Below are 12,505 nucleotides of genomic sequence, written 5' to 3'. Positions count from 1 at the left end.
CCGCTCAGGACCCGGGCCGAGCCCGGAGTCCCCGGAGCGCTGCCGTCACCGTGTCGAGGAACCGGGTGTGCGCCCGCGCGCTCGGCGGCAGCTCCGGATTCCACGGCCCGGTGTGTACGCGCGCGGCGAAGCCGGCGGGCAGGGCACCCGCGTGCGCCCGCACGTCGACGAGCACCAGGTCGGATTCCAGCGCGGCCGCAGCCTCCCAGGACACCGTCGACCAGTTCGCGCCCGCCGCCCGGGCGGGTTCGACGAGCGGGACGCCGAGAGCGGTCAGGGCGCTCAGGTCCGGCCAGGCGTGCGGTCGGGCGAGGTGGACCGACTCGCCGTCGGCGGGGGAGAGGGCGAGAACCCGCGGCTTCGGCAGCACCCCGGCTGCCAGGGTCAACCGCCGTTCTGCAGAGGTCAGTTCGGCAGCCGCCTCCTCGTCGGGCACGGCGCCGAGCGCGGAAGCCAGCCGTGCGCAGCTCTCGCGGACCTGGGTGAGCGAGCGACCGCGGCTCACGTCCAGGGCGACGACCGGTACCTGCTCCTCCAGGTGCTTGGCCGCCTCGGGAGCGATCCCGTACGTCTGCCCTCCGCCGTACGTCACGGCGACCACGAGATCGGGGGCCGAGGCAAGCAGCGCGTCGAGGTCGAGGGCAGAGCCGGCGCCGTAATAGGGGAGCCCGTCCAGGGGCAGCTCGCCGGTTTTCGCGGGATCCGGCGCGGCGGGGTCGTCGTGGCCGGAGCCGAAGATCCCGGCCGGGCGCAGCCCGTGGTCCCAGAGGGCGGCGCCCGCCTGTGCGTACGCGGCTAAGCGGACGGGCGTGCGGGGCGCGACGGCCACCTGTCCGCGGTCGTCCGTGAACTCCCACGGGCGCGCGGCGCCGGGCGGGGGCCCGTGCGGATCGGCGGGCCGTGGGCCGTCCGGCCGTGGGGCGGTGGGCGCGGATTCGTTGTCCATGGAGCCTCCATCCAGTCAGCCGGGTACCTGCCCGTGAAGCCCGGCCCGCAAGCCCGGCCCCCGGACCCGTCCCGCAAGCCCGGCCCCCGGACCCGTCCCGCAAGCCCGGCCCCGGGACCCGGCCCGCAAGCGCGGTCCGCGAGCCTCACCCGGCCCGCAAGCCGGGCCGTCGGCCTGCGCCCGCAAGCCCGCCGGGGAGACCTGCCCGCCTTGCGCATACGCTGGGCGGATGCAGGACGCGTACCGCACAGTGGCCCGAGAGGGCGTGCACGAGACCGAGGTCAACCGCTCCCGCTTCCTGTGCGCGCTCGCCCCGGCGGCCACCGAGCAGGAGGCCCAGGACTTCATCGCCAGGATCCGCAAGGAGCACCCGGCCGCCGCGCACAACTGCTGGGCGTATGTCATCGGCGCCGACGGCGGCGTGCAGAAGGCGAGCGACGACGGCGAACCGGGCGGCACCGCGGGCCTGCCCATGCTGCAGATGCTCACCCGGCGTGACATGCGCTATGTGGTGGCGGTCGTCACACGCTACTTCGGCGGTGTGAAACTCGGCGCGGGCGGACTGATCCGCGCCTACGGGGGCGCGGTCGGCGAAGCCCTTGACGCCCTCGGCACCCTCACCAAGCGCCGCTTTCGCCTGGTCACGGTCACCGTCGACCACCAGCGTGCGGGCAAACTGCAGAACGACCTCCGCGCGGCCGGACGTGACGTACGCGACATGCGCTACGGGGAGGCCGTGACCCTGGAGATCGGCCTCCCCGACGCCGACGTCGAAGACTTCCGCACCTGGCTGGCCGATGCGACGGCGGGGACGGCCCGGCTCGACATCGGCGCGGAGGCGTACGGGGATGCGTAGGGCGTACGCGGACGCCGGGGAGCCGTGGGGCATGATCCGCCGGCCGTCCGTTGAGGCCGTTGATTCGCCGGGAGCCGCCCGGGTTGTCCGACCCGCCCGTTAGTCTCGGGGATCATGAGGCTGCTGCACACTTCCGACTGGCATCTGGGCCGGGCTTTGCACCGCGTGAGCCTGCTCGATGCCCAGGCCGCGTTCATCGACCACCTCGTCGCCGTCGTGCGCGAGGAGCGGGTCGATGCGGTCGCCGTGGCCGGGGATGTGTACGACCGGGCGGTGCCGCCGCTGTCCGCCGTGGAACTGTTCGACGAGGCGCTGCACCGGCTCGCCGACCTCGGGGTGCCGGTGGTGATGATCTCCGGGAACCATGACTCGGCCCGCCGCCTCGGCGTCGGTGCCGGACTCATCGGCAAGGCGGGCATCCACCTGCGCACCGCACCCGCCGACTGCGGCGCGCCCGTCGTGCTGCGGGACGAGCACGGCGAGGTGGCCTTCTACGGGCTGCCGTATCTGGAACCGGCCCTGGTCAAGGACGAGTTCAAGGTGGACAGGCCCGCCCATGAGGCGGTGCTCGCCGCGGCCATGGACCGGGTGCGCGCCGATCTCGCCGTACGGGGAGGGGGCACCCGCTCCGTCGTCCTCGCCCATGCCTTCGTGACCGGCGGCGAGCCGAGCGACAGCGAGCGGGACATCACCGTCGGAGGAGTGCAGTCGGTGCCTGCCGGGGTCTTCGACGGGGTCGACTATGCCGCCCTCGGCCATCTGCACGGCTGCCAGACGCTCACCGAGCGCGTGCGCTACTCGGGCTCCCCGCTCGCGTACTCCTTCTCCGAGCAGCACCACCGGAAGTCGATGTGGCTCGTCGACCTCGGCGCCGACGGTGAGGTGAGTGCCGAGCGGGTCGACTGCCCGGTGCCGCGCCCGCTGGCCCGGATCGCGGGACGGCTCGACGAACTGCTCGCCGACCCGGAGCACGAGCGGGTGACCGGGCACTGGGTCGAGGCCACGTTGACCGATCCCGTACGGCCGCCCGAGCCGATGGCGCGGCTGGCCGAGCGCTTCCCGCATGTACTGAACCTGGTGTTCGCACCCGAGCGGGTGGCGGGGGAGCCGCAGGTTTCCTATGCGCAGCGGCTCAGGGACCGCACGGACGAGCAGGTCGCCGAGGACTTCGTGGCGCATGTGCGCGGCGAGGGCGCCGACGAGGCCGAACGGGGCGTGCTGCGGGCCGCGTTCGACGCCGTGCGCGTGGACGACACGGTGCGCGAGGTGGCCCGGTGAGACTGCATCGGATGAAGCTCACGGCCTTCGGGCCGTTCGGCGGCACACAGGAAGTCGACTTCGACCCGCTCGGCGAAGCGGGGATCTTCCTGCTGCACGGGCCGACCGGCGCGGGCAAGACCTCCGTGCTCGACGCGGTCTGCTTCGCCCTGTACGGCTCCGTCCCCGGCGTACGGCAGAGCAACTCGGCCGCGCTGCGCAGCGACCATGCCGAGACCGGCGCGCGCACCGAGGTGGTGCTCGAACTGACCGTGGCAGGTCGCCACTTGGAGATCGGGCGGCAGCCTCCGTGGGAGCGCCCGAAGAAGCGCGGCACCGGCACCACCATCGAGAAGGCCCAGTCCTGGCTGCGGGAGTACGACGCACGGCAGGGCGCCTGGAAGGACCTCAGCCGTTCCCACCAGGAGATCGGTGAGGAGATCGGGCAGCTGCTCGGCATGAGCATGGAGCAGTTCTGCCAGGTCGTGCTGCTGCCGCAGGGAGACTTCGCGCGCTTTCTGCGGGCCGATGCCGAGGCGCGCGGCAAACTGCTCGGCCGCCTCTTCGACACCCGCCGCTTCGCCGCCGTCGAGCAGTGGCTGGCCCAGCAGCGCAAGGCCACCGAGGCCCAGGTGAAGGCCGCCGACGAGCGGCTGCTGGCCGCCGCGCAGCGGATGAGCCAGGCGGCCGGCCGCGCGGCCGGCCTGCCGCTGCCCGAACTGGCCGCGGGTGAACCGGGCCTCGCGGAAGGCGTGCTCGGCTGGGCGGCCTGCGCCCGCGCGGGCGCCCGCGAGACCCTCACCGTGGCGCGCGTGGCCCAGGACGCGGCACACCGGGCGCGCACCGCCGCCGGGGAACATCTCGACGCGGCACGGGAGACCCACCGCCTCCAGCGGCGGCACGCCGAGGCGCGGCAGCGGGCCGTGCTGCTCGACGAGCGCGCCGGGGAGCACCGCGCGGACCAGGAGCGGATGGAACGCGCCCGTAAGGCGGAGTCCGTGGCACCGGCGCTGTCCCTGCGTGCGGACGCCGAAGCGGAGCAGCAGCGGACCGCGGCCGAGGAAGCCCGGGCACGGCAGGCACTGCCCGACCCGCTGACCGGAGCCGAAGCCGCCGCGCTCGCCACCGCTGCCCGCCGGGCCCATGAGGAACTGGGCACGCTCACCGCAGCCCGGCGCGCCGAACAGCGCCTCGCCGAACTGGGCCGGGAGCGCGCCGAGGTGGAGCGCGAGGAGCGGGCCGACCAGGAAGCCCTCCAGGAGGCCTCCCAATGGCTGGCCGACTGGGATGCCGTAATGCATGAGCACCGGGCACGGATCGACGCGGCGCAGGAGGCAGCCACCCGTGCGGGACAGCTGGAGGGCCGGATCGCACCGGCCCGCGAGCAGCTGGAGGCGGCCCGTCGCCGTGACTCGCTCGGCTCCGCCGTCGCCGAGGCGCAGGAGGCGGCCCACGCGGCGGCCGACCGGGCGGGCGAGGCGCGCGAGCACTGGCTGAACCTCAAGGAGCAGCGGCTGCGCACCATCGCCGCCGAACTCGCGGAGCGGCTCACCGACGGCGAACCCTGTGCGGTCTGCGGTTCGGCCGCACACCCCGCTCCCGCGCGCAGGACCGAAGGACACGTCGACCGGCAGGCCGAGGAGAACGCACTCGCCGCCCACCAGCGCGCCGAGCAGGCCCGCACCCGGGCCGAACAGGCCCTCGCCCAGGTCCGTGAGACCCGGGCCGCCGCCACCGCGGCGGCGGGGGAGGCACCGGCCGCGGAACTTGCCGCCGCACTCCACGCCGTCGAGCAGGAGTACACCCGGGTCCGGGCCCTCGCCTCCACCCTGCACGCCGCACGGGAGGCCCTCAGCCGCGAGGAGCAGGAGCACGGACGTCGGCTCGCCGCCCGGCAGGACGCCGAGACCCGCGGCGCATCCCGCACCTCGCGGCGCGAGAGTCTCGCGCGGGAGCAGAGTGTGCTTGAGGAGGAGCTGAGCCGGGCACGCGGCCGGGCGGCGAGTGTCGCCGACCGGACCCGCCAACTCCAGCGGCAGGCCGAGCTGCTCGGCGGCGCCGCCGAGGCCGCCAGGGCGGCGCGGGAGGCCGCCGAGCGGCTCAAGGACGCCGACGGCCGGCTCGCCGAAGCCGCCTACCGGGCCGGATTCGACACCCCGCAGGCGGCGGCCGCCGCCGCGCTCGACGAAGCCGCCCACCGCGCCCTGCAGCGGCGCCTCGACGCCTGGCAGCAGGAGGATCTGGCCGTACGGGCGGTCCTCGCCGAACCCGGTACCCAGGCCGCGGCCCAGCTTCCCCCGGCCGACCCGGCGGCTGCCGAGCGCGCCGCCGAGGAGGCCGAGCGGGCCCTGCAGCGAGCGGTCACCGCCCGCTCGGCCGCCGAGGAACGCTGCCGCGAACTCGACCGGCTCTCGCGCCAGGCCGCCACCGAAGCACGCCGACTCGCCCCGCTGCGCGAGGAGTACGACCGTGTCGCGCGCCTGGCCGGCCTCGCCGCCGGGACCTCTGCGGACAACGAGCGCAGGATGCGGCTCGAGTCCTACGTTCTCGCGGCCCGGCTCGAACAGGTCGCCGCCGCGGCGACAGCCCGCCTGCAGCGGATGTCGGCCGGTCGCTACACCCTGGTCCACTCCGACGACCGCGCCGGACGCGGCGCCCGCAGCGGACTCGGACTGCATGTCATCGACGCCTGGACCGGCCGCGAGCGGGACACCGCGAGCCTCTCCGGCGGCGAGACCTTCTTCGCCTCCCTCGCCCTCGCCCTCGGCCTCGCCGACGTGGTCACGGACGAGGCGGGCGGCGTCCGCCTCGACACGCTGTTCATCGACGAGGGTTTCGGCAGCCTCGACGACCAGACCCTCGACGAAGTCCTCGACGTCCTGGACTCGCTGCGCGAACGCGACCGCACCGTCGGTATCGTCAGCCACGTCGCCGACCTGCGGCGCCGCATCCATGCGCAGCTGGAGGTGGTGAAGGGGCGCGAAGGCTCGATCGTGCGGCAGCGCGGGACGGCCTCGTAGACGTGCCTGGGGCGGGTGCCGGAGAACGTCAGCGGCGCAGAGCGCGGCGCGGCAGCGGCGAGGAGTAGACCACGCTCGTCGTCACCGAACCCAGCGCACCGATCTTTCCGGCGATCTCCTCGAGGTGGCTCATCGAGCGGGCGGCGACCTTCAGGACGAAGCAGTCGTCACCCGTCACATGGTGCGCTTCGAGGATCTCGGGGGTGACCTCCACCAGATCGTGGAAGGGCTTGTAGTTGCCGTTCGGGTAGCGCAGCCGGACGAACGCCATGATCGGCATCCCGAGCCGCTCGGGCTCCACGACGGCGGTGTAGCCCTGGATCACGCCCATCTCCTCCAGGCGGCGCACCCGCTCCGTCACGGCGCTGGACGACATGGAGACGCTGCGGGCGAGCTCGGCGAAACTGGCGCGGCCGTCGCGCTGGAGGGCATCGAGGATGAGCCAGTCGGTGGCGTCCGGGGAATACTCGGTCATCCTGGATGGATAGCAGGGGATTCACCGGCCGGGCAAGGGAAGTGCCGGGGAATCTCGCTGTTCGCGGCATGATCACCGGCCGTAGATTGATGAGCATGACGACGACACAGACCGCTGTGACCAGCGACAACCCCGTTCTGCGAGTCCCCCCGGCCGCACCGGTCGAGGCCGCCGCGCACTTCGCCGCCTCGCTCGCCTTCCACGCAGATGTCTCCGATGTGGCGGCCGCCCTGGCCGCCGGCGGCGACCCCGGATTCGTGCTCATCGACACGCGCTCCACCGAGTCCTGGGACCAGGGCCACGTACCCGGCGCGCTCCACCTGCCGACCGCCCTCATCCCCGAACAGGCCGGGCAGCTCCTCGACAAGTCCGTCCCCGTGGTCACGTACTGCTGGGGCCCCGGCTGCAACGGCGCGACCCGCGCGGCCCTGGCGCTCGCCCGACTCGGCTACCAGGTCAAGGAGATGCTCGGCGGCTTCGAGTACTGGGCCCGGGAAGGCTTCGCCTACGAGACCTGGCAGGGCCCGGCGCGCCGCGAGCCCGACCCGCTCACCGCCCCCGTCGAGGGCGACTGCGGCTGCTGACCGTATGGGCGGGCGACCGGGAAACGATGCCGACGGTGGCCGGCCCCGGAAGGACCGTGCTCCGGAAGGCCCCGAATCCGCATGTGCCGCACGACGACGCCAAGTCGTGGGCGGCGACCGGCCCGAACGTGATCGACTCGGAGGCGGATTCCGCCGCCCGGCCGAACAGGTGCGAGGCGCTGCGGCAGCAAGCGCCAAGCCCCGGCAGCAAGCCCCGGCAGCAAGCGCCAAGCACCGGCGCCAAGCCCCGTCTCCCGGCCCGGCGCAAGGCATCCGGCGCCGGGCCGGGAGACGGGGGCGCCGGTCATGTGGACGGCGCCCCCGCCCCGTGTCTTCGGCAGCCGCGAAGGATCTAGATCCGCGAAAGCTCCTCGACGAGGTCGTCCAGACCCAGCGAGCCCTGCGACAGCGCGGCCATGTGCCAGGCCTTCGCATCGAAGGAATCCCCGTGCGCACGGCGGGCGTTCTCACGGCCGAGCAGCCAGGCACGCTCGCCCAGCTTGTAGCCGATGGCCTGGCCCGGCGTCGACAGATAGCGGATCAGCTCGCTCTGCACGAAGTCCGCGGAGCGGCTGGAGTGCGCGGCGAAGAACGCGTGGGCCAGGTCCGGTGTCCAGCGCTCCCCGGGGTGGAACGGGGAGTCCGCGGGGATCTCCAGTTCCAGGTGCATACCGATGTCGATGATCACCCGGACCGCACGCATCATCTGTGCGTCGAGATACCCGAGCCGCACCTCCGCGTCACCGAGGAAGCCCAGTTCGTCCATCAGGCGTTCCGCGTACAGTGCCCAGCCCTCGGCGTTGGCACTGACCATGCCGACCGAGGCCTGGTAGCGCGAGAGGCTGTCCGCGACGTGCACCCACTGCGCCAGCTGCAGGTGATGCCCCGGTACTCCCTCGTGGTACCAGGTCGACACCAGGTCGTAGACCGGGAAGCGGGTCTGCCCCATCGTCGGCAGCCAGGTGCGGCCCGGGCGCGAGAAGTCCTCGGACGGCCCGGTGTAGTACGGCGCGGCCGCGCCACCGGGCGGTGCGATCCGGGACTCCACCTTCCGTACCCGCTCCGCGAGTTCGAAGTGGGTGCCGTCGAGCGCCTCGATCGCCTCATCCATCACCTGCTGCAGCCACGCGCGGACCTCGTCCACGCCCTCGATGTGGCGGCCGTGCTCGTCGAGGTGTGCGAGCGCAACCCACGGGGATTCCGCGCCGGGCAGGATGTTCCCGGCCTCCGCGCGCATCTCGCCGAGGATCCGGTGGAACTCCGACCAGCCGTACGCGTAGGCCTCGTCGAGGTCCAGGTCCGTACCGTTGAAATAGCGCGACCAGCGGGCGTAACGCTCCCGACCGACCGTGTCGGGCGCCCCCTCGACGGCGGGCGCGTAGACATCACGCATCCAGTCCCGCAGCTCCACCACGGCGGCCGTCGCGATCCGGCCCGCCTCGTCGAGCTCGGCGCGCAGCGACGGGGGCGCCGGGTCGGTGAACTCCTCGAACCAGCCGCGCTCCGAGCCCGCCCACTCGGTGAGCTGGTCGACGAACGTGGCCGTCGCACGCGGCCCGCCGTAGATCTTCCGCTCCAGGCCGAGCGCGAGGGACTCGCGGTAGCCCGCGAACGCTGCGGGCACGGCCCGCAGCCTGGTGCCGATGGCCTTCCAGTCGTCCTCCGAGTCGGCGGGCATCAGCGTGAACACATCGTGCACCTCCTGCGCGGGCGACATGATGTTGCTGACCGCACACAGCGGTTCGTCCGCTTCGAGTACCGCGATCTGCGCGGTCAGCCGTTCGCGCAGCAGCCGCGCGCAGCGCTTCTCGTGCTCGCTGTCGGCGCCCGGCAGCTGTTCGGCCGCGTCGAGCCGGAGCAGCGTGGTGCGGGCGAGTTCGGCGAGCTTGCGGGTGCCCTCGGGCGAGAGGTCGGGGAGCCGGCCGGCGCTCTTGGGGTCGCCGAGATATGTGCCGGTGATCGGATCGAGGGTGATCAGGTCGTCGACATAGGCATCGGCAACCTGACGGGGAAGGAGACTGTGTGTGGTGTCTGGCATGCGGACATCTTCGTATGATCGGCCGCCCGCCGTCACCGGATTCTGCTCTTGGCTTTCCGGTCGACCGACCCGACCCGACCCGACCCGACCCGGCCCGGCCCGACCCGCCGCGCTGCGTTCGCGTGCCCGGTGTCCGCCCCGTGCCTGGCGGTGGCGCTGCGGGTTTAGTCCGCGGCGGGCGGCAGCAGCGGACCGCAGTCCCACTGCTGGAAGATCAGCCGGGTCTCCACCCGCGCGACCTCGCGCCGCGAGGTGAACTCGTCCAGGACGAGCCGCTGCAGATCCGCGGTGTCCCGCACCGCGACATGCACCAGATAGTCATCAGGCCCGGTGAGGTGGAAGACGGAACGGGCCTCGGGCAGCACCCTGATCCGCTCCACGAACGGCCCCACCAGCTCACGACGGTGCGGCCGGACCTGCACCATGAGGAGCGCCTGCAGCCCTCGCCCGAGTTTCGCCGGGTCCAGGCGCAGCTGATCCCCGAGGATCACCCCGGCCCGGCGCAGCCGCACCACCCGGTCCAGACAGGTGGACGCGGCCACCCCGACCTCGGCGGCGAGATCACGGTAGGTGGTCCGTGCGTCGTTCTGCAGCAGCCGCAGAATCTCCAGATCGACCGGATCCAGTACGACAGAGTCGCTCATTCTTCGAACGTAGCACGGGGTGAGGTATGCAACACCGGTATGCTGTTCAGTCTTCCGTCATGGCAACCGACGACATCAGCGCCGCACCCCGGGCGCTCGCCACCGAAGCCGTGCACGCCGGCCGCGAGGACCTCGCCGGACTCGGACTGCACGCCCCGCCGCTCGACCTGTCGACCACCTACCCCTCGTACGACAGCCGTGAGGAAGCCGCGCGCATCGACGCCTTCGCCGCGACCGGCGCCCTCGACGACGGCCCGCCCGTCTACGCACGTCTGAGCAATCCCACCGTGGCCCGCTTCGAGACCGCGCTCGCCCGCCTCGAAGGCACCGAGAGCGCCGTCGCCTTCGCCAGCGGGATGGCCGCCCTGACCGCCGTGCTCCTGGTGCGCGCCGGCCTCGGCCTGCGCCATGTGGTGGCCGTCCGCCCGCTGTACGGCTGCAGCGACCACCTCCTGAACGCCGGGCTCCTCGGTACCGAGGTCACCTGGGTCGACCCAGGTGGGCATTCCTCTTCGAACGGGGCCGAGAGCCTGGGGAAGGGCATCGCCGAGGCGATCCGGCCCGACACCGGCCTGGTGCTCGTCGAGTCCCCGGCCAACCCCAACCTGCGCGAACTCGACCTCGCCGCCATCGCCAAGTCCTGCGGCTCGGTGCCGCTGCTCGCCGACAACACCTTCGCCACCCCCGTACTGCAGCGGCCCGCCGAGAGTGGTGCGCGGATGGTCCTGCACAGCGCCACCAAGTACCTCGGCGGGCACGGCGATGTGATGGGCGGCATCGTGGCCTGCGACGAGGAGTTCGCGCGCAAGCTGCGCCAGGTGCGGTTCACGACCGGTGGTGTGCTGCACCCGTTCGCCGGCTATCTGCTCCTGCGCGGCCTGTCCACGCTTTCCGTGCGGATGCGGGCGGCCGAGGCAACCGCCGCCGAACTCGTCAGGCGTCTGAAGGACGATCCGCGGGTGAGTGCCGTGCACTACCCGCGGATCGGCGGGGCGATGATCGCCTTCGAGACGGTCGGCGAACCGCACGAGGTGATCTCCTCGGTTCGGCTGATCACCCCGGCCGTGAGCCTCGGCAGCGTCGACACCCTGATCCAGCACCCGGCCTCCATCAGCCACCGCATCGTGGACGCCGGTGACCGCCGGTCCTCGGGCGTCGGCGACCGGCTGCTGCGGATGTCGGTGGGTCTCGAGGACGTCGAGGACCTGTGGGCCGATCTCGACCAGGCCCTCAGCGGGCGTCCGGCCGCTGCGGCGCGGGCCGGACACCGTACGGACGCGGTGAGCTGACGGTTACGGAATCCAGCCGGGCCGTGATCACCAGCGTGCCCTCCTCGACCTGGTAGTCGAGCGGGAGGCCGAGGCCGCGCATCGCCGCGACCATGCCGGTGTTCGCGGCCTGGGTCACCGCGTACACGCTTTCGCAGCCGGCCTCGGCCGCCATCTCGACCAGGCGGCCGAGGAGTTCGGTGCCGATGCCGCGCCGCTGCCAGGCGTCCTCGACCAGCAGGGCCACCTCGGTCTCGTCGCCGTCCCAGAGCAGATGGCCGAGCGCGACCAGCCGACCCGATGCGGTGCGGGCCGCCAGGGTGCGGCCCAGGCGCGGGCCGAGCAGGTGCTTGAGGTACTTGTCGGCATCGGCGACCGGGCCGTGATAACGCATCCGCAGGGTGCCGGTCGAGCAGCGCGCGTGCATCTCCTTCGCCGCCTCGACATCCGCCGCACCGGCCCGGCCCACGGTGATGGCGTTGCCCTCCGGCAGCGTCAGTACGTCCTGGGCGCGCGGCATCCGCGGCCCGAGCCGCGCGTCGAGTTCCACGAGGGCGCGCGCCCGGGCGAACTCGGTCGGCGTGAACGGCAGCGCGGGCCGCTCCACGACGATCTCACCCCCCTCCCCGTCCCGCAGACGCAGCACACTGCCGTCGAGCCGGCCCTCGACGGGGGAGGTCCGGGCCGAGGGGTGCGCGGCCCGGGATTTCGCCGGCACGGAACGGATGGTGCAGCGTCCGAGCAACTGCCTGAGCGCCAGCGGCAGTTCCGCGGCGTCCAGGGCGGTGCGGGTGGCCAGGCCGAGCAGCCGGGTGGGCGCGTCCACCAGGTCATGGGCATCGGCCCGCTCGATCCAGGTGTCCGAGCCGCCCGCGGCCATGACTGCCCCGGTGACCTCCTCCGCGTTGAGCTGCTGCGGTGCGCGCAGCAGGAACTCGTCCACCGTGCCCTGTGCGAGCGGATGCGTCTGCAGGCTCAGGATGTCCACGCGCAGCGCGGCGAGCGCCGCGCACAGGGCGGCCAGCGAACCCGGTGCGTCGGACACCGTCGCCCGCATCCGCCAGAGCGCGGTCTCCGCGTCCAGGGGCGTGGCGGGCACGGCGGCCTGCACCGAACCGGGCGTCGTGCTCTGTACGGACCCGGCGTCCGTGACCGGTGCGGAACCGGGCGCCGTGGTCTGTGCGGAACCGGCCGCCCGTTTCCGTGGCGGCGGAGCCGGCGGTGCGTGGCCGTGCCGCCGCGCCCGCGAGTTGTGCCGGGCGCGCCAGCTGTGGAGTCCGACTGTGGTCAGCAGGAGCAGGGCCGAGGCGATCAGCGCAGAGTTCACATCCGTCATGCCAGCACTGTGAACGATCGGTGTTGCGTGATCACGAACGCTTTGTGACTGACCGGTTAAACCGCCTTCGATCCCTTTTGC

General features: G+C 73.1%; 10 protein-coding genes. 5 read left to right on the top strand and 5 right to left on the bottom strand.

Annotated elements, in window-relative coordinates:
- Positions 1-4: 4 nt before the first annotated feature.
- Positions 5-946: an ABC transporter substrate-binding protein gene (locus tag ACLF6P_RS10050; RefSeq protein ID WP_415949603.1), complete on the bottom strand. Its 942-nt coding sequence runs from the start codon at positions 944-946 to the stop codon at positions 5-7.
- 229 nt (positions 947-1,175) lie between these two features.
- Here ACLF6P_RS10050 and ACLF6P_RS10045 point away from each other — a divergent pair, with 229 nt between their 5' ends.
- From ACLF6P_RS10045 to ACLF6P_RS10035, 3 genes are all read left to right on the top strand, one after another.
- Entirely contained in the window at positions 1,176-1,802 is a 627-nt protein-coding gene (locus ACLF6P_RS10045) for a YigZ family protein (protein WP_415949601.1), read from the top strand.
- Positions 1,803-1,916: 114 nt separating this feature from the next.
- A complete protein-coding gene (locus ACLF6P_RS10040; protein ID WP_415949599.1) occupies positions 1,917-3,080 on the top strand; it encodes an exonuclease SbcCD subunit D in 1,164 nt (387 codons plus the stop codon).
- The gene (locus tag ACLF6P_RS10035; protein WP_415949597.1) at positions 3,077-6,079 is read left to right on the top strand and encodes an AAA family ATPase; all 3,003 of its coding nucleotides are present in this window, start codon (positions 3,077-3,079) and stop codon (positions 6,077-6,079) included. Before ACLF6P_RS10040 ends, ACLF6P_RS10035 begins: the two co-directional genes overlap by 4 nt.
- A 28-nt stretch (positions 6,080-6,107) precedes the next feature.
- On the opposite strand, the gene ACLF6P_RS10030 is transcribed toward ACLF6P_RS10035, so the two are convergent.
- Positions 6,108-6,554: an Lrp/AsnC family transcriptional regulator gene (locus tag ACLF6P_RS10030; RefSeq protein ID WP_415949596.1), complete on the bottom strand. Its 447-nt coding sequence runs from the start codon at positions 6,552-6,554 to the stop codon at positions 6,108-6,110.
- A 95-nt stretch (positions 6,555-6,649) separates the two neighbouring features.
- Between ACLF6P_RS10030 and ACLF6P_RS10025 the strand changes: the two genes are divergently transcribed.
- Positions 6,650-7,138: a rhodanese-like domain-containing protein gene (locus tag ACLF6P_RS10025; RefSeq protein ID WP_415949594.1), complete on the top strand. Its 489-nt coding sequence runs from the start codon at positions 6,650-6,652 to the stop codon at positions 7,136-7,138.
- A gap of 352 nt (positions 7,139-7,490) precedes the next feature.
- On the opposite strand, the gene ACLF6P_RS10020 is transcribed toward ACLF6P_RS10025, so the two are convergent.
- Together ACLF6P_RS10020 and ACLF6P_RS10015 are read right to left on the bottom strand one after the other, a co-directional pair.
- Entirely contained in the window at positions 7,491-9,176 is a 1,686-nt protein-coding gene (locus ACLF6P_RS10020; RefSeq protein ID WP_415949592.1) for a DUF885 domain-containing protein, read from the bottom strand.
- 164 nt (positions 9,177-9,340) lie between these two features.
- The gene (locus ACLF6P_RS10015) at positions 9,341-9,820 is read right to left on the bottom strand and encodes an Lrp/AsnC family transcriptional regulator (protein ID WP_415949590.1); all 480 of its coding nucleotides are present in this window, start codon (positions 9,818-9,820) and stop codon (positions 9,341-9,343) included.
- A 59-nt stretch (positions 9,821-9,879) separates the two neighbouring features.
- Here ACLF6P_RS10015 and ACLF6P_RS10010 point away from each other — a divergent pair, with 59 nt between their 5' ends.
- Positions 9,880-11,109 (top strand): trans-sulfuration enzyme family protein, encoded by a 1,230-nt coding sequence (locus tag ACLF6P_RS10010; protein ID WP_415949589.1) that lies wholly within the window; start codon positions 9,880-9,882, stop codon positions 11,107-11,109.
- Here the strand turns inward: ACLF6P_RS10010 and ACLF6P_RS10005 are convergent.
- The gene (locus tag ACLF6P_RS10005; protein ID WP_415949587.1) at positions 11,051-12,424 is read right to left on the bottom strand and encodes a GNAT family N-acetyltransferase; all 1,374 of its coding nucleotides are present in this window, start codon (positions 12,422-12,424) and stop codon (positions 11,051-11,053) included. The genes ACLF6P_RS10010 and ACLF6P_RS10005 overlap by 59 nt on opposite strands.
- Positions 12,425-12,505: the final 81 nt, after the last annotated feature.

Source organism: Streptomyces lothianensis (assembly GCF_047779955.1).
GTDB lineage: Bacteria > Actinomycetota > Actinomycetes > Streptomycetales > Streptomycetaceae > Streptomyces.
The sequence above is the reverse complement of the archived record's forward strand: the minus strand, read 5'-3'. Positions and strand labels throughout refer to the sequence as shown.

What these genes read in the sequence shown, in the direction of transcription:
- ACLF6P_RS10050 (WP_415949603.1), bottom strand. Translation starts at nt 946, where the DNA reads ATGGACAACGAATCCGCGCCCACCGCCCCACGGCCGGACGGCCCACGG.
- ACLF6P_RS10045 (WP_415949601.1), top strand. Translation starts at nt 1,176, where the DNA reads ATGCAGGACGCGTACCGCACAGTGGCCCGAGAGGGCGTGCACGAGACC.
- ACLF6P_RS10040 (WP_415949599.1), top strand. Translation starts at nt 1,917, where the DNA reads ATGAGGCTGCTGCACACTTCCGACTGGCATCTGGGCCGGGCTTTGCAC.
- ACLF6P_RS10030 (WP_415949596.1), bottom strand. Translation starts at nt 6,554, where the DNA reads ATGACCGAGTATTCCCCGGACGCCACCGACTGGCTCATCCTCGATGCC.
- ACLF6P_RS10025 (WP_415949594.1), top strand. Translation starts at nt 6,650, where the DNA reads ATGACGACGACACAGACCGCTGTGACCAGCGACAACCCCGTTCTGCGA.
- ACLF6P_RS10020 (WP_415949592.1), bottom strand. Translation starts at nt 9,176, where the DNA reads ATGCCAGACACCACACACAGTCTCCTTCCCCGTCAGGTTGCCGATGCC.
- ACLF6P_RS10015 (WP_415949590.1), bottom strand. Translation starts at nt 9,820, where the DNA reads ATGAGCGACTCTGTCGTACTGGATCCGGTCGATCTGGAGATTCTGCGG.
- ACLF6P_RS10010 (WP_415949589.1), top strand. Translation starts at nt 9,880, where the DNA reads ATGGCAACCGACGACATCAGCGCCGCACCCCGGGCGCTCGCCACCGAA.
- ACLF6P_RS10005 (WP_415949587.1), bottom strand. Translation starts at nt 12,424, where the DNA reads ATGACGGATGTGAACTCTGCGCTGATCGCCTCGGCCCTGCTCCTGCTG.